Source organism: Microbacterium sp. AB (genome assembly GCF_032878875.1).
Taxonomy (GTDB): domain Bacteria; phylum Actinomycetota; class Actinomycetes; order Actinomycetales; family Microbacteriaceae; genus Microbacterium; species Microbacterium betulae.
Genome location: NZ_CP118157.1, coordinates 1,224,250 through 1,240,795, shown reverse-complemented (window position 1 = coordinate 1,240,795; position 16,546 = coordinate 1,224,250). Strand labels below are relative to the sequence as shown.

General features: G+C 73.6%; 14 protein-coding genes. 6 read left to right on the top strand and 8 right to left on the bottom strand.

What is annotated here, in order from left to right:
- The first annotated feature begins 24 nt into the window (after positions 1-24).
- On the top strand, positions 25-1,335 hold the full coding sequence (locus tag N8K70_RS05890) for a DUF58 domain-containing protein (protein ID WP_317140672.1): 1,311 nt from the start codon (positions 25-27) through the stop codon (positions 1,333-1,335).
- Between the two features lie 76 nt (positions 1,336-1,411).
- On the opposite strand, the gene katG is transcribed toward N8K70_RS05890, so the two are convergent.
- The gene (gene katG, locus N8K70_RS05885; protein WP_317140671.1) at positions 1,412-3,679 is read right to left on the bottom strand and encodes a catalase/peroxidase HPI; all 2,268 of its coding nucleotides are present in this window, start codon (positions 3,677-3,679) and stop codon (positions 1,412-1,414) included.
- A gap of 29 nt (positions 3,680-3,708) precedes the next feature.
- The gene (locus N8K70_RS05880) at positions 3,709-4,155 is read right to left on the bottom strand and encodes a Fur family transcriptional regulator (RefSeq protein ID WP_317140670.1); all 447 of its coding nucleotides are present in this window, start codon (positions 4,153-4,155) and stop codon (positions 3,709-3,711) included.
- Between the two features lie 155 nt (positions 4,156-4,310).
- Between N8K70_RS05880 and N8K70_RS05875 the strand changes: the two genes are divergently transcribed.
- Complete coding sequence (locus N8K70_RS05875; RefSeq protein ID WP_317140669.1) at positions 4,311-5,066, top strand: aquaporin; 756 nt, start codon at positions 4,311-4,313, stop codon at positions 5,064-5,066.
- Positions 5,067-5,106: 40 nt separating this feature from the next.
- Here N8K70_RS05875 and N8K70_RS05870 read toward each other — a convergent pair whose 3' ends face one another.
- On the bottom strand, positions 5,107-5,928 hold the full coding sequence (locus N8K70_RS05870) for an RDD family protein (protein ID WP_317140668.1): 822 nt from the start codon (positions 5,926-5,928) through the stop codon (positions 5,107-5,109).
- A 16-nt stretch (positions 5,929-5,944) separates the two neighbouring features.
- Here N8K70_RS05870 and N8K70_RS05865 point away from each other — a divergent pair, with 16 nt between their 5' ends.
- Entirely contained in the window at positions 5,945-6,940 is a 996-nt protein-coding gene (locus N8K70_RS05865) for a stage II sporulation protein M (RefSeq protein WP_317141180.1), read from the top strand.
- Between the two features lie 114 nt (positions 6,941-7,054).
- Here N8K70_RS05865 and N8K70_RS05860 read toward each other — a convergent pair whose 3' ends face one another.
- A complete protein-coding gene (locus N8K70_RS05860) occupies positions 7,055-7,264 on the bottom strand; it encodes a DUF3499 family protein (protein WP_317140667.1) in 210 nt (69 codons plus the stop codon).
- Positions 7,265-7,334: 70 nt separating this feature from the next.
- On the opposite strand from N8K70_RS05860, the gene N8K70_RS05855 reads away from it, so the two are divergent.
- Entirely contained in the window at positions 7,335-7,793 is a 459-nt protein-coding gene (locus N8K70_RS05855) for a hypothetical protein (protein WP_317140666.1), read from the top strand.
- Positions 7,794-7,818: 25 nt separating this feature from the next.
- Here the strand turns inward: N8K70_RS05855 and N8K70_RS05850 are convergent, their stop codons facing one another.
- From N8K70_RS05850 to manA, 4 genes are all read right to left on the bottom strand, one after another.
- Positions 7,819-9,195 carry a DUF5719 family protein gene (locus N8K70_RS05850; protein WP_317140665.1) on the bottom strand — a complete coding sequence of 459 codons (1,377 nt, stop codon included), beginning with the start codon at positions 9,193-9,195 and terminating at the stop codon, positions 7,819-7,821.
- The gene (locus N8K70_RS05845) at positions 9,192-11,990 is read right to left on the bottom strand and encodes a glycosyltransferase (RefSeq protein WP_317140664.1); all 2,799 of its coding nucleotides are present in this window, start codon (positions 11,988-11,990) and stop codon (positions 9,192-9,194) included. The genes N8K70_RS05850 and N8K70_RS05845 overlap by 4 nt, the downstream gene beginning before the upstream one ends.
- Positions 11,991-12,076: 86 nt before the next feature.
- A complete protein-coding gene (locus N8K70_RS05840) occupies positions 12,077-12,397 on the bottom strand; it encodes a WhiB family transcriptional regulator (protein ID WP_317140663.1) in 321 nt (106 codons plus the stop codon).
- A gap of 189 nt (positions 12,398-12,586) precedes the next feature.
- The gene (gene manA / locus N8K70_RS05835) at positions 12,587-13,744 is read right to left on the bottom strand and encodes a mannose-6-phosphate isomerase, class I (protein WP_317140662.1); all 1,158 of its coding nucleotides are present in this window, start codon (positions 13,742-13,744) and stop codon (positions 12,587-12,589) included.
- Positions 13,745-13,794: 50 nt separating this feature from the next.
- On the opposite strand from manA, the gene N8K70_RS05830 reads away from it, so the two are divergent.
- Complete coding sequence (locus N8K70_RS05830; RefSeq protein ID WP_317140661.1) at positions 13,795-15,222, top strand: O-antigen ligase family protein; 1,428 nt, start codon at positions 13,795-13,797, stop codon at positions 15,220-15,222.
- The gene (locus N8K70_RS05825) at positions 15,219-16,532 is read left to right on the top strand and encodes an O-antigen ligase family protein (protein ID WP_317140660.1); all 1,314 of its coding nucleotides are present in this window, start codon (positions 15,219-15,221) and stop codon (positions 16,530-16,532) included. Before N8K70_RS05830 ends, N8K70_RS05825 begins: the two co-directional genes overlap by 4 nt.
- The last annotated feature ends 14 nt before the right edge of the window (positions 16,533-16,546 follow it).

Sequence of the window (16,546 nt, the reverse complement as noted above, 5' to 3'; positions counted from 1 at the left end):
CCCGCTCCCCCTCACGGAGACCCGATGTACCTGACCGGCCGCCTCGCCCTCCTCACGGGGCTCGGAGCCGTCCCCGTCGTGCTGCTGAACGCGGCCGGCGCGAACGCCTGGCTCCTCGCCCTCTCGTGGGTCGTCGTGTGCGCCGCCGCGGTCGCGACGGACGTGGCCGCGGCGCCCGACCCCCGCCTCCTGCGCGTGACGCGCGAGCTGCCGCGGCGAGCGCGGCTGGGCGAGCCGGTGGCCGTGCGCCTCCGGCTGATCAACACGGGAGGCCGGCGCCTCCGCGGGCTCGCCCGAGACGGATGGCAGCCGACGGCGGGGGCGCCGGCGGAGCGCATCGCGATCGACGTGCCGCCCGGCGAGTCGCGTGCGTACCGGATCGGGCTCGTGCCGCGGCGCCGGGGGGAGCTGCGCACCGAGTTCGCCGCCGTCCGCTCGGCGGGCCCTCTCGGCATGGCGGGACGCCAGGCGGTGATCGGCGCCCCGGCGGCGATCAGGGTGCTGCCGCCTTTCCACAGCCGGCGGCACCTCGCCAGCCGCGTCGCGCGGCTGCGCGAGCTCGACGGGAACACGAGCGTCCAGGTGCGCGGTCAGGGGACGGAGTTCGACTCGCTGCGCGAGTACGTGCGCGGCGACGACGTGCGCTCGATCGACTGGCGCGCCACGGCGCGCTCCGGCACCACGATGCTGCGCACCTGGCGCCCCGAGCGCGACCGTCACGTCGTCATCGTCGTCGACACGGGGCGCACGGCGGCCGCGCGCGTGGGCGACGGGACACGGCTCGAGGCGGCATTCGAGGCCGCGCTGCTGCTCGGGGCCCTCGCACAGCGAGCCGGGGACCACGTCCACCTCGTCGCGTTCGACCGCGTGGTCCGCGCGCGCGTCACGGGCGTCGAGGGCTCCGCGCTCCTGCCCGCCATGGTCGACGCGCTCGCGCCCGTGGACGCCCAGCTCATCGACACCGACTGGGACGCCGCGCTGGGCCAGGCCCGCCGCCTCGCCGCGCACCCCTCGCTGCTCGTGCTGCTCACCGCCCAGGAGTCCGTCGACGCGTCACGCGGCTTCCTCGGCGTCCTGCCCGCCGCCGTGCGCCCCGGGACGACCGTCCTGGTCGGCACGGCGACCGACTCGGCTCTCGCCGACACGGCCCGGCTCCGCGGCTCGGCCGACGACCTCTACCGTGCCGCCGCGGCGGAGGCGGCCCTGTCCGCATCGACGCGCGTGACCCGCGCGATCGAGCGCGCCGGCGCCGACGCGATCGCCGGCGCCCCGGAGGACCTGCCCCCGCGCATCGCCGACCGCTATCTGGCGCTGAAGCGCGCGGGAAGGCTCTGACCGCCCGTCTCCGACCGCGCCGCCGCGGACGACGCGACGGCCCGCCTCCGAGGAGGCGGGCCGTCGCGCGAGGGGATCAGGCCAGGTCGAAGCGGTCGAGCTCCGTGACCTTCGTCCACGCCCTCACGAAGTCCCTCACGAACTTCTCGTGGGCGTCGTCGCTCGCATACACCTCTGCGACGGCCCGCAGCTCCGCGTTCGAGCCGAAGACGAGGTCGACCCGCGTCCCGCGGCCGAACACCGCGCCCGTCTCGTCGATCGTCGCCTCGAACGCGTGCTTGCCGGGGTCGAGCGACCGCCACGTCTTCCCCAGGTCGAGCAGGTTGACGAAGAAGTCGTTCGTCAGGGTGCCGGGGGCGTCGGTGAACACGCCGTAGTCCGACCCGTCCCAGTTCGCGCCGAGCACGCGCAGACCGCCCACGAGGACGGTCGTCTCGGGCGCGCTGAGGGTCAGCAGGTTCGCCTTGTCGACGAGCAGGTACTCCGCCGGCAGCGTCGCGTCGGGACCGGCGTAGTTCCGGAAGCCGTCCGCGATCGGCTCGAGGTACGCGAACGAGTCGACGTCGGTCTGCTCCTGCGTCGCGTCGACGCGCCCGGGGCGGAACGGCACCTCGACCTCGACGCCCGCGTCCCGCGCGGCCTTCTCGACGCCCGCGTTGCCGGCGAGCACGATCACGTCGGCCAGGGAGACCCGCTTGCCGCCTGCCTGCTCGGCGTTGAACGCGCTCTGGACGCCCTCGAGCGTCGCCAGGACGAGCGACAGCCGCTCGGGGTCGTTGACCTCCCAGTCCTTCTGCGGGGCGAGGCGGATGCGCGCGCCGTTGACGCCGCCGCGCTTGTCGCTGCCGCGGAACGTCGACGCGGCGGCCCATGTCGTCGAGACGAGCTGGGGCACCGTCAGGCCCGACGCGAGGATCCGCTCCTTGAGCGCTGCGGCGTCCGCGTCGTCGATGAGCGCGTGGTCGACGGAGGGCAGCGGGTCCTGCCAGATGAGGTCCTCCTCCGGGACCTCCGGGCCGAGGTAGCGCGCCTTCGGACCCATGTCGCGGTGGGTCAGCTTGAACCATGCGCGTGCGAAGGCGTCGCTGAGCGCGTCCTGGTCCTCCGCGAAGCGACGGGAGACCTTCTCGTACTCGGGGTCGAAGCGCAGGGCCAGATCGGTCGTGAGCATGCGTGGCTCGCGACGGCCGTCGGAGTGGGCGAGCGGCACCAGGTCGCTTCCGGCGCCGTTCTTCGGACGCCACTGCTTCGCGCCCGCCGGGCTCTCCATGAGCTCCCACTCGTACGCGAAGAGGATGTGGAAGAACTCGTTGTCCCAGCGCGTCGGGTGATAGGTCCACGTCACCTCGAGGCCCGAGGTGATCTGGTCGTCGCCGCGGCCCGAGCGGAACTGGTTCCGCCATCCGAGCCCCTGCTCCTCGAGTCCCGCGGACTCCGGGTCGTCTCCGACGTTCGTGTCGGGTGCGGCGCCGTGGGTCTTGCCGAAGGTGTGCCCGCCGGCGATGAGCGCGACGGTCTCCTCGTCGTTCATGCCCATGCGGCCGAACGTCGCCCGGATGTCGTGCGCGGCGGCCACGGGGTCGGGCACGGCCTCCGGGCCCTCCGGGTTGACGTAGATGAGGCCCATGTGGGTCGCGGCCAGCGGCTTGTCGAGCTCGCGGTCGCCCGAGAAGCGCTTGTCGCTGCCCATCCAGACCTTCTCGGCGCCCCAGTAGACGTCGTCGTCCGGCTCCCAGGCGTCCGGCCGCCCGCCGGCGAACCCGAACGTCTTGAAGCCCATCGACTCCAGCGCGACGTTGCCCGCGAGGATGATGAGGTCGGCCCACGAGAGGCTCTTGCCGTACTTCTTCTTGACCGGCCACAGCAGACGGCGCGCCTTGTCGAGGCCGACGTTGTCGGGCCAGCTGTTGAGCGGCGCGAAGCGCTGCTGCCCCGTCCCGCCTCCTCCGCGGCCGTCGGTCGCGCGATACGTGCCGGCGCTGTGCCATGCCATCCGGATGATGAGGGGGCCGTAGTGCCCGAAGTCGGCCGGCCACCACGGCTGGGAGGTCGTGAGCACCTCGTCGATGTCGGCCTTCACCGCGGCGAGGTCGAGCGAGCGGAACGCCGCGACGTAGTCGAAGTCCTCGTCGCCGAACGGATCGGCCACGGCCGGGTTCTTCGCGAGGAGCTTCAGGTTGAGCCGCTCCGGCCACCACTGCGTGTTGGCGGAGCCCTGCGTGGGGTGCGGGAGGCTGCCGCCCGGCTCGGTGACGGGCAGATCGGCGGCGGGGAGGTTGGTCTCGTCGTCCGCTGCTCCGTCTCCGTGGATGACGGGGCAGCCCGACGTCGTGTCGCTGCTCATAAGGGTCCTTTCGGTCGCGGAAGGAGGGTTTATCCGGGAAGGACCGCGGGCGCCGCGCAGTCGGGGCACAGGCCCCAGAACGTCACCTCGGCGGTCTGGATCTGGAAGCCGTTCGCGTGCTCGGGGTGGAGACAGGGCGCCTCTCCCCTCACGCAGTCGACATCGTCGACGCGGCCGCACGCCGTGCACACGACGTGGTGATGGTTGTCGCCCACGCGCAGCTCGAAGAGGCCCGGCTGCCCGCTCGGCTCGATGCGCCGGGCGATGCCCGCCTCGACGAAGTCGCCGAGGACGTTGTAGACGGCCTGCAGGCTGGTCCCCGGCACGGTCGCGCGCACGCGCTCGAACACCTCGTCGGCGCGCGCGTGCGGCATGTCGGTCAGGGCACGGTAGGCGGCCCTCCGCGGGGCGGTCACGCGGAGACCCGCACGCCGGATGAGCGCATCCGCGTCGGGGGCCGCATGCGTCTCGGTCATGCTGCCATGCTATCCGATATTTTGAACAATTCAATTCTGGGAGTGCGTCGTCGACACGTGACGACATCCCCGCGCGACATGCGCGACGGACGGCCCCCGCTGTGCCACGATTCAGGCGTGGGGGCATCGTCCGCCGCGCACGTGAAAGGAAAGACATGACCGAGAGACCCGTTCAGACCGCGCCGTCCCTGGCGTCCCGATTGACCGCCGAAGCGATCGGCACCTTCCTCCTCGTCTTCGGCGGGGTGGGAACAGCGCTGTTCGCATCGCACCTCGCCGACGAGGCGGGGGCGTTCGCTCCCGGCGTCGTATACCTCGCCGCGGCCACGGCCTTCGGCCTCACCGTCGTGGTGGGGGCGTCCGCCTTCGCGGGCGTGTCCGGCGCCCACTTCAACCCCGCGGTGACCATCGGCCTCGCCGCCGCCGGTCGCTTCGCCTGGGCCGACACCTGGAAGTACATCGTCGTCCAGGTCGTCGGCGGCGTCATCGCCTCCACCTTCCTCGTCCTCATCGGCCTCTTCGGCCCCGCCGGATGGCTCGAGGCGGCGCAGAACGGCGGCTTCGCGAGCAACGGCTGGGACTCGCTCTCGCCCGGCGGCTTCGGCCTGCCCGCCGCGATCATCGTCGAGGTGGTGCTGACGGCGGTCTTCGTGATCGTCATCCTCGGCGTCACGCATCCCGAACGCGGGACGACGCTCGCCCCGCTCGCGATCGGGCTCACGCTCACGCTCATCCACCTCATCAGCATCGCCGTCGACAACACGTCGGTGAACCCCGCCCGCTCGATCGCGACGGCGCTCTACGGAGGCGGGACGGCCCTGGCACAGCTGTGGGTCTTCATCGTCTTCCCCATCGTCGGCGCCCTCCTCGCCGGCTTCTCCTACCGGGCGCTGTTCGAGACGACGGGCTGAGCCCCGAGGCACGCCCGAGCGCGCTGCGTGCGTCCGCCGCTCACCGGGAGAGACGCGCGACGCGCTCGTTCTGCAGCAGCAGGGCGCGCAGCTCGCGATCGCGGCGCACGGCGACGACGGCACGCAGAAGCGTCTCGGGCGCGACCTGCGGCACGGGCGCGACGAACGACGAGACCTCTCCGGCGAGCTCCTCCGCCACGCGCAGGCGCGCCGCGGGGAACATCCGCTCGGCGCCGGACGCGAACTGCGACACGCGCCTGCCGAGGGCGTCCGGCAGGCGCGCGACATCCGCGATCGCGGCCCACTGCTCCATCCCGGGCGGCACGCCGGCGTCGGCCGGGGGCAGCCTCGGCGTACGCGTGCGCTCGCCGTACGTCCCGGCGACGAGGTCGCCGAGCCGCTGCGCCCGCGGCGTGAAGATCCCGACGAGCAGGGCGACGCCGCCCGCCGTCATGTAGATCTCGAAAACTCCCACGAGCGCGCGGATGACGGCGTGCCGGAAGCCGATCGCTCCCCCGTCGGCGCGCACGACGCGGCCGCCGACGGCGAGCTTTCCCAGGCTGCGTCCTCTCGTGACCGTCTCCACGGCCGTCGGCACGATCACGAGCAGCAGCACGAGCATCGCGACGAGCGCGATCTGCATCGTCGCGTCGTCGAGGACACCGGCCTCCGCGAGCAGTCCCATCGCGAGCGCGAAGAGCACATAGAGGACGACCGAGACCGCCACGTCGATGAGCGCGCCGGTCGCCCGCAGGAGCATTCCCACCGGCTGGACGTCGAGCGCGACGGCCTCTCCCGTGAGCACCTCGTCGTCGCGCACCGTCTGCACCGTGGCGCGCGCCGGAGCGGATGGCGTCGACATGCGTACAGTTAACCAGGTGGACCTCGACGCGCTCTCGGCAGCACGCGCCCGGGAGTGGGCGCGGCTGGAGGAGCTGTCCCGGCGGCGCCGGCTGGGCGGCGGCGAGGTGGACGAGCTCGTCGCCCGGTACCAGGCGGCCTCGGCCGATCTCGCCGACATCAAGACGAGCGCGGGGCGCACACCGCAGGGCGACCACGTCTCGACGATGCTCGCCCGAGCGCGGCTGCGGCTGACGGGCGCCCCGGAGAACGTGCTGCGGACGATCCCGCGCTTCTTCGCGCTGCAGCTGCCGGCGGCGCTCTATCGCGTCCGCTGGACGACGCTCGGCATCGCGCTCGTCTTCGTCGGCGTCGTCGTGCTCGTCGGCTCATGGGCGGCGGGAGACCCGGCGCTCATCGCCTCGCTCGGCCCCGAGGCGCAGCTCGAGCAGTACGCCGAGCAGGAGTTCGCCCGGTACTACACCGAGAACCCCGCGGCGGTGTTCGCGGGGATGGTGTGGACGAACAACGCGTGGATCGCGGCGCAGTGCATCCTGTTCGGCGTCACGGGCGTCTTCCCCGCATACGTGCTCATGCAGAACGCCGTGGGGCTCGGGACGTCGGCGGCGGTGATGTTCGCCTTCGACCGGGGCGACGTGTTCGTGCTGTACATCCTCCCCCACGGCCTCCTCGAGATGACGTCCGTCTTCGTCGCCGGGGCGGCCGGCTTCCACATCTTCTGGGCGCTCGTCGCCCCCGGCGCGCGCACCCGCCTGGCCGCCCTCGCCGATGCCGGCGTCTCGCTCGTGACCGTCGCGATCGGACTCGTGTTCGTCCTCGCCGTCGCCGGGCTCGTCGAGGGCTTCGTCACGGGGCAGCCGTGGCCGTGGTGGCTGAAGATCGGCATCGGCGCCGTCGCGCTGGCCGGGTTCCTCTTCTACATGCTCTTCGTCGGGAGACGGGCCTTCCGCGCCGGCGAGACCGGCGGCCTCACCGAGTACGAGGCCGGCACGCCCCGCCTCGTCGCCGGCTGAGGGCCCGAGCGCTTCGGCAGCGAGGATCCACATGCGCCGCGAGAATGCCAGCGCCCGCCGCATGCTCGCCGCGTAGATGGATTCTCGCGGGCCGCGCCGCGCCGCGCCGGAGGCTCAGGAGGCGCGGAGCGTCTCGTGCCGGACGACGGTCCATCCCTGCGGGACGGAGAGCCGGTCGGTGTGGAACGTGCAGAGGTCGTGCGCGTGCGGGTCGTCGCCCGCCCCGAGCGGACCCACCGCGGCCATCTGGTCGCCGTAGTCGTAGGTCATCGTCGTCACGGCCTCGCGGGCGCAGCCCACCTTCGAGCAGAGTCTCTCGCGCATCGCCTCCACCCTAGCCATCCGTCCGCCCGCCGGCGGGACGACGCGCTGCGCACGACCGTAAGCTGGTCCCATGAAGTGGTGGAACCGCGTGCCCCGGCCGGCCGCGAAGCGTTCGACGGCCCGTCACGGGCGTCACGGACGCACGGGGCGCAGCTCGATCGTGCGCCCTCCGCTGCCTCCCGTCGACACCCGGTACGAGCGCTTCGACATCGCCGTGGGGTCCGCGGCGGAGTACCTGCGCAGCGCATGGCCGGAGCTCCGGGACGTGAGCTTCGAGATCGCGGGGCTGCCCGCCGACTCCTCGGAGGACGGCATCCCCCGCTGGCACATCGATCGCACGGCCCAGCGCATCGTGCTCTTCCGGATCCCCGTCGAGCGGCTCAGCCGCATCCACGGCTCCATCGGCATCGCGCACGCGGACGACTTCCACCGTCGGCTCGTGATCGAGGGCACCGTCTTCCGTGCCGCCGCGGACTACCTCGACCGCGATCCCTGGGACCTCGCGCCCGACCGCTACCGCTGGTTCTGAGCGGTCGCGCACCCGCCTCCGTCGCTCACGGGTAGACGGTGATCGCGCGCGGCGCCGCCGCGTCCCGGTCGACGGGGATGGCGGCGATCGCCGTGTCGCTCAGGTATCCCACGGAGGCGTGCACCGCCGCCCCGCCCGGGTCGAGCGTGTAGACGCCCGTCCCGTCCAGCCCGACCGAGACGTAGCCGTCCGCGGGGACGACGACGGACTGCTCCTCGCCGTCCCGCGCGAGGACGACCGTCGCGTCGGCGTCGGAGTCGTTCACGAGGCCCAGCTCCCCGCCCGGCCCGTCGGGCACGGCGAAGATCGTCTGCTCGTCGAGCGCGGGAGCGGCGGGGTACCAGGCGTAGTCGGACCCCGGGCCGAAGCCCGTCGCCTGCCAGGCCGCGGCGACGACCGGATCCTCCGCCTCGACCACGACGCTGTACCGCCCCTCCGGCAGGGAGCCGAGATCGAGGGAGAGCGGCTGGTCCGCCGTGAGCGTCACCTGCTCGGGCTCCCTCGCCGGCCCCGACTCCCCCTCGGCGGTCACGGTCACGATGGCGGAGGTGTCCGATGTCGACAGCAGGCGCAGGATGCTCGCGGAGTTCTCGCTGCCGCTCGCCTCCTCCGTCACGCCGATCCCGGGGATGATCTGGACCTCGCCGGGCGTGACGGGCGCCTGCAGGTCCACGCCGCCCGGGTCGAGCGTGCGCACGAGGCTGGACTGCAGCGTCACCCGCACGGGCGCCCCGGTCGCCGTCACCCGCACGGCGGGCGCGGCCTCGGAGCCCGCGAGCCCGGCGAGCGGGATGGGCACCTGCGTCCCGGCAGGGATCGCGATCGCGTCGGCTCCCGCCGGGGTGGTGACCCCGTCGACGCCGTAGACGCTGATCGAGACGACCGCGTTCACGTCGGTCGGGTTCGCGACGAGCAGGATGCCCGTGCTCCCCGTCGAGGTGTCGCCTCCGACGATCCACGACTCCATGGCCGCACTGCGGCACTCCGAGGCCGCGAAGCCGCCCAGGTCGGTCGCGTCGACCGTCGCCGACGCCGCCGCGGCCGCCGACACCGGATCGCGGCCGTCCGGCAGCTGCCGCACGAGGGGCGCCGTCGCGTCGTCGACGTCCGCGATGACGAGCTCCGTCTGCTCCGGCGCCTCGCCGAGCGCGTTGCCCGAGACGGTCTGCATGTCGGCGGCCGTGCTCAGGCCGGCCGCGTCCTCCGCCGTCCGGCCGAGCGCCAGGAGGGGGCCGTCGCACGCGAGGAGGGTCTCGGCGGCGGCCGGGGTCACGTCGACGGCCGGCGCCGAGCCGCCGATGGCGGGCCAGGGGACGGCGTCCGCCGCGACGACGCCGACGACGGCCGCCGCGGAGAGCAGCGCGCCGAGCACGACGCGCGTGGACACGGTCGCACGGCTCATGCGGCCTCCTCGTATCCGGCGCCGACGACGCGGGGCTTTCGCCGCGCCGCCCGGCGCGACTCGGGCGTGGGCACGGCCAGCAGCAGGGCGACGGCGAGCGCGACGAGCTGCGCGAGCGCGACGCCCCTCGCGGTGGCCGCGTCGTCCGCCGACAGGCCCTCGCGCGGGGTCAGCTCCGTGTCGATGCGCCACAGCACGCCGCGCGGCGTCTCGCCGACGCGGACGAGGCCCGCCCGCTGGTCGATCGAGGTCGCGGCGGACAGCCGCAGCACGCGCTGGGCGTCGGTGTCCTCGTCGCCGGCCGCGAGGAGGACGAACCCGATCCCCTGCGCCGAGAGCTCGGCGGGCACGTCGGTCGACGCGGCCGCGATGAGATCGCTCGTGATCTCGGCGAGACGCTCGTCGGACGCGCTCGGCTCCGGGTCGGTCGCCTGCAGCGTCGACTGGCCGCCGAGCGTCTCGCTCGCCCCCCAGACGACGAGGGAGGAGATCCCGCCGTCGCCCTGCGGGGAGAGCACGAGGGTGCCGGACTGCTCGTCGCTCGCCGCCTGGGCGGAGATGTAGGCCGGAAGCGTCGAGTCGCCGGCGCTCTGCAGCGCGGCCTGGCCGCGGTGCACGGAGGTGAGGGCCGGCACGGCCACGAGCGCGACGCACACGGTCGCGAGCACGGCGCCGAGCGACTTGACGCCGCGCGGGGCGAGGCCGACGTCGAAGGTGACGGCCGCCGCGGCGATCACCCCGAGCCAGGCGAGGCTCAGCGCGCTCCCCGGCCAGACGCCCACGGCGCTCGACTGCGCGGAGGCGACCTGGATGCCGAGCACGGCATACGCCGTGGCGAGGCCGGCGAGGGCGACGACGAGCATGGCGACGCCGATCCGCCACCGGCGCGTGAGCGGTGCGAGCAGCGCGGGCAGCACGACGGGAACGAGGAGGAACGGCACCCACCACGTCTCCGCGGGCAGGCCCATCCCGGCGAGGAAGGCACCCCATCCGCCGGGGTCGGACGTCGGGAAGCCGAGGGCGAGGCGCCAGCGCTCCGCCACGCCGAGCACCGGGCCCGCCCAGACGAGGCCGGGGTCGGAGAGAAGCGCCCACGGCGTGCCGCGGTCGAGCTGTGCGGCCACGAGGGGGAGGAACGCCGCGATCGTCGGCACGACGGTCCACACGACGCGGGCGATGCCGCGCGGACGCAGCACGATGACGAGCACGAGCGCGAGCGCCCACATCACGGCGAACGCCGGGGCCAGGGACGGCGCGCATGCGAGGACGGCCGCGAGCAGCAGGGAGGCGCTTCCCGCCGCTCCCCACGACCGATGAGCCGCCGCGGCCGCGAAGAACAGCCACGGCAGCAGCAGATGCAGGACGACGGACGCGGGACGCGGGTCGACGAGCGCGGACAGGAAGCTCGGCGCCAGGGCCCAGAGCACGGCCATCACCACGCGCAGGCCCGAGCGGGTCGTCACGCGCGTCGCGGCGAACCACGCGCCGAGGACGGCCAGGGGCAGGGCGAGGAGCCACAGCGCGAGCAGCGCGAACGATGGGCTGCCGGGCCACAGCGAGCCGAGCAGCGCCGTCACGGCGGAGAAGGGGTCGGCGGCCGAGACGACGTCGACGCCCACGGAGCGCAGGCCGTACGCCGCCTCGGCCCAGAGGCCCGAGACGGTCCGGCGCAGCGGCAGGAGCCCTCCGCCGCCGACGCCCGGCCATGACAGGAGCGCGAGGAAGGCGAGCACGTTCACGACGAGGGCGGCGAGCACCGCCCAGGCGCCGCCGCCGCTGAAGAACCGCAGCTCGCGCCGCACCAGCGGGCCGCCGTGGGGCTCGTGGCGTTCGCGCAGGTCGCCGGCGGTGACCCGCAGGGGCTCGACGTCCGCCCACGATGCGGTGCGAACGCGGCGTATGCGGCGGCGCGACCGCGCGACGGCGCCCACGCGGGTCATCGCGACCGCGGCGGCCGCCCACTCGGCGGGGACGAACGCGGGGTTCTTCGCGATGAGCTGCACGGCGGTCTTCCACAGCGCGAGCGGCAGATACGAGAGCCAGTGCAGCGCCACCGCCCAGGCGGGCGCGTAGGCGAGACGGCGGTGCAGCTGCGCCGTGCGCCGCAGGTAGGCGGCGCCCAGGGTGCGGCGCCGCGGGGGCGGGGGCACGGCGAGGCGCGCGCGCGGCACGAGCGCGACGCGGCGCCCGGCGAGGTGAGCCCTCACGCCCATGTCGAGTCCCTCGTCGACGCCGAGGAGCGCGCGGTCGGGCACGAGGTCCGCCGCGATGTCGCCGCGGACGAGGACGCCGCGCACATCGGCGCCGAGAACGTCGTCGAGGGAGTCGAACTGCCCCTGGTCGAACTCGCCGTCCGCGAGCTCGACGGTCCGTCCGAAGCGGGTCATGCTCTGCCCGAGGGACACGATCCGGTCCGCGTCGTGCTCGTCGACGAGCTTGGGAGCGGCGATCGCGATGGAGGGCCCGCGCTCGAGCGCCGCCGTGAGCGCGGCGAGCGCGCCGGGGTCGGGGGTCGAGTCGTGCGCGAGCAGCCAGACCGAGGCGCCGGGGGTCACCCTGCGGTAGGCGAACTCGACCGCGGCCGCGAACGTCGTGGTGGCGGAGGCCTCCACGACCCCCTCCGCGCCGGAGGCCGAGACGAGCTCGCGCACGGGGCCCGTCGGCCCGCAGACGACGATCGTGAGCGCGTCGACGGGACGGCTCTGGGACCGGACGGCCTCGAGGGTGCGCTCGAGCGCCTTCGCGGCTTCGGGAGCGGTGCGCGCGACGAGGAGGGCGTGGACTGCGGCGGGCATGACCCGGCAAGCCTAAGCCGGTGGCGTGTCACGCTCCGCGTCGCGCGCGGCGCGGCGGCGTTTTCCCAGCCGCCTCATCGGTCCCGTCAGCCGGCGCGGCGCTTGAGCTTGCGACGCTCACGCTCGCTGAGGCCGCCCCAGATGCCGAAGCGCTCGTCGTTCTGCAGCGCGTAGTCGAGGCACTGGGCGCGCACGTCGCACGATCCGCAGATGCGCTTGGCGTCGCGGGTCGATCCGCCCTTCTCGGGGAAGAACGCCTCGGGGTCGGTCTGCGCGCAGAGGGCGTCGCTCTGCCAGGAGAGCGCCGTCTCCTCGTCCGTCGCCGGACGCACACCGGGCACGCCCAGATCGACCGGGTCCACGAACCAGTTGTCGGGAACTCCGGATCGGTACTGTGAAGTCGCCATCGTCGCTCTCCCACCCCTCGTTCTTGCCCCCCACGCGGGCAGCGTGTGCACCTAATTACAACCGTGTGATTCCCCGAGGTCAAGTCGCAGATCGTAAACCCTGAAGGGGAGATTGAAGGTTCACTCGGCGTGTCGGCGTGTCGGGCGACGAGAACCGCGCCGCGAGGCGACGGCGTGTCGGGCGGAAAGTCAGGAGGCCCGGCCGGGCTCGGCCGCGAAAACCTCACCGATGCCTGTGAATCTCAGCTCCGACGTGTCGGGCGACGCGAACACGCCCTTGCCCGGCCTGAGCTCGACCGCGTCGTCGCCTGAGCCGACCGTCACCGCGCCCGCCGTCGCGACGACGATCGCCGCCCCCGTGGGGCGCAGCACCGTCTCGCCGCCCTCTCCCACGCGTACGCGCAGCAGCCGGAAGTCGTCGACCGGCACGGGGAAGGTCTCGACCCCGCTGCTGCCGTGGTCGACGGCGACGGGCAGCACGACGGGCACGGGCCCGGGCGAGGGGTCCACGACGGCGAGCAGCTCGTCGACGTCGATGCGCTTGGGCGTGAGCCCGCCGCGCAGCACGTTGTCGCTCGCGGCCATGAGCTCGACGCCGAGCCCCTCCACATAGGCGTGCAGCTTGCCGGCTCCCAGGAAGAGCCCCTCGCCGCGCTGCAGCGAGACGTAGTTCATGAGCAGCGCGACGACGACGCCGGCGTCGTCGGGGTAGATCGCCGCGATCCGCCGGGCGTTGGCGAGCTCCGCGGCGAACTCCGTGGACCGGGCGTCCCCGAGCGCGCCGATGATCGCACGCACCGTCTCGGCGCCCTCCCCGCCGAGCAGCCAGCCGAGCGCCGAGCGCAGCCCCTCGGCATCCGTCAGCCGCTCCTTCAGAGGCGCGGCGGCCCCCCCGATCGCGTCCAGCAGCCGACGGGTCGCATCGAGCTCGCGCAGGCCGCTGAGCGCCTCGAAGCTCTCGCTGAGCGCGACGACGATCTCGGGCTTGTGGTTGTCGTCGACGTAGTTGCGCGGGCCGGAGCCGTCGAGCGCGGCCTCGCGGGCGTGCCCCTCCCTGGCCTGATCCCGGGTCGGGTGGACCTGGATCGAGAGCGGGGAGCCGGCGGCGAGCAGCTTCAGGAGATACGGAAGACGCCCGCTCTCCGACACGCGCACGCCCTCGTCCGCCAGCCAGGCGTCGAGGGTGCGTCCGGAGCCGTCGCCGACGTCCGACGGATCGGAGGGATGGTCGCCGAACCACACCTCGGCCTCGGGGCCCTCGGTCGTCGGGCGCCCCTCGAGGGCGGCGAGCAGCGATCGCGATCCCCACGCGTAGTCGCGCGGGACGTTCGTCAGCGGTACGAGCACGCTCTCCACCATAGGGCGTGCCCGCGCGCGTGAAGGTAGCCTGGTGCGCGATGGCGCAGCTGAGCCGCTATCCGGTCGCGGAACCGCCCACCGCGCCGGAGCGCGAGAAGACCGGGCACCTCCTCCTGCGCGCCTACGCCGTGCTCGTGGTGTTCTCCGCGCTCGCGCACTCGTTCTGGTACAACCTGATCGGCCTCGCCGGCGCCGCCGTCCTCCTCGGCGTCATCACGCTCGCGACGCTCGCGATCTGGATCCCCCGACTGGCCTCCTCGCGGCGGGCCGAGCGGTTCCCCTGGCGACGGCTGCCGTGGGTGACGCTCGGCTACGTCGCGTTCGCGGCGCTGTCGATCGCATGGTCGGCCTGGCCGGCCGTCAGCGTCGTCACGTGGCTGCTCCTCGCCTCGGTGACGCTGCAGGGCCTGTTCCTCGCGGACGTCCTCACCTGGCGCGAGCTGGTGCGCTGTCTCGAGATCGCGCTGCGCTGGGTCGTGGGGCTCTCGGTCGCCCTGGAGCTCTGGGTGTCGGCCGTGCTCCGCCATCCGCTGCTGCCGAACTTCTCCGAGGCGCCGGAGGACCCCGACCCGCACTGGTACTGGGTGCGCGGCAATCTCCTCGACGGGCTGCTCGGAGGCGGGCGCCTGCAGGGCGCCGTGGGCAACTCCAACCTGCTCGGCATCCTCTGCCTGCTCGCGCTCGTCGTCTTCGCGCTCCGCCTCGCCGATCGCGCCCCCTCCCCCGCGATGCGCTGGATCTGGACCGTCGTCGCGGCGTACCTGTTCGTCCGGGCCGGCTCCGCCACGGCCCTCGTCGCCGTCGTCGCCGTCGTCGGCGTGCTCGCGGCGGCCGTCCTCATGCGGCGCGCCGAGCGGCCCGACGAGCGGTCCCGCCTGTACGCGCTGTTCACGGCGATCGCGGCCGCGGGCATCGTCCTGGTGCTCGTGGCGCGCGACCGTCTGCTCGAGCTCGTCGGCCGCGAGGGCGACCTCACGGGGCGCGAGGGCATCTGGGGAGCGGTGTTCGAGCGCGCGATCGAGCGGCCCGTCGCGGGCAACGGCTTCGCGAGCCCCTGGCTGCCGTGGGATCCGGCGTTCGACCGGTGGATCGTCGACCACGGCATCACGGTCTTCCACGCCCACAACATGTGGCTCGACGTGTTCCTCCAGCTCGGAGGCGTGGGGGTCGTCCTCGTCGCGGGGGCGTTCGCCGCGCTCGTGTGGCGCTCCTGGTTCTTCGCCGTCGACCGCCCGCGATGGGACATCCGCGCCGACAGGCCGTACCAGGCCGTCGCCCTCCTCCCCACGCTCGTCGTCACGATGCTGCTCGTGCAGGGGCTGACCGAGTCGGGACCCATCATGCTGTGGGGCTGGCTGCTCGTGACGATGCTCGCCTTCAAGATCAAGTCCGCCCCGCTCGTCGACGTCGGGGCCGCCGAGGCGTCCGCACCCGAGCGCCGGGCTCCGCGGTCGCGGCGGCGATGAACGAGCACTCACCCGCCCGCATCGCGGCGCGCTTCCTGCGCTCGGCCGAGCTCGCGCGCGCCTACACGGTCACGGCGTTCGTCGCGACCTTCGGCGCGCACGCGATCACGGCCACGGCCGGCGCCGTCACGCTCGGGACGATCGTCGTCGCGCTCGCCCTCCTGGGCGCGGCGATCCTCGCGGCGCGCCGTCGCGAGCTGCGCCTCCTGGGCTTCGCGCCCACGACGGTCGTCGTGTTCCTCGCGTGGGCCCTCGCCTCGACGATCTGGTCGTACGACGCCGCCGCGACGCTCGGCGGATGGCTGTCGCTCGCGGGCTACGGCTTCCTCGCGATCGTCGTCGCGCACGTCCGCGACACGCTGCAGACCGTGCGCGCGCTCGGCGACGTGCTGCGCGGCATGCTCGCGGCGTCGCTCGCGACGGAGATCCTCGCCGGGATCCTGCTCGACATGCCCTTCCCGTTCCTCGACATCGCCGGCGAGATCGCGAACGGCGGCCCGGTCCAGGGGCTCTTCGGCACCCGCAACATGCTCGGCTTCGTCGCGGTGATCGCGCTCGTCACCTTCATCGTCGAATGGCGCACCCAGTCGGTCCCCGCGCAGACGGCGGTGTTCTCCATGGCCCTCGCGGGCGTGCTGGCCGTACTGTCCGCCTCGCCCACGGCCGTCGTCCTCGCCCTGGCGGTCACGATCGCGCTCGTCGCGCTCAGGCTCGTGCGCCGCACCACGCCCACGGGACGGCGCACCCTGCAATGGGGCCTCGCCGTCACCGTGCTCCTGGGTCTCGCGGTCGCCTACGCCCTGCGTCATCCGATCCTGCGCTGGCTCGACGCCACGGCGGGCTTCTCCCTGCGCGCCGACCTGTGGAACAGCATCCTCTCGTGGGTGCAGAACCGCCCCGTCCAGGGCTTCGGGTGGCACGGCGCGTGGGCAGAGGAGACGTATCCGATGAACACGATCAACTTCCTCCTCGGGCAATCGCACCGCTCGGCGCTCAACGCGTTCTTCGACGTCCTGCTGCAGCTCGGATGGGCCGGGCTGGCGCTGTTCATCGCCCTGTGCGCCGTGGCGTTCGTGCGCTCCTGGCTCGTGGCGAGCGAGCGTCGCTCGGTGGTCTACGCGTGGACGCCGTTCGTGCTCGTCGCGCTCATCGTCGACTCGATGTTCGAGAGCTTCACCCTGCAGGGCGTCGGATGGATGCTGCTCGTGCTCTGCGCCGTGCGCGCTGGCCAGGCGAGATCCTGGCGAGAACGCCTCGATCTCGCGGCGAGCGGAGGCGAATCCCAGGATCCCCTGGGCACCAGGCGATAGGCTCGACGACGGCC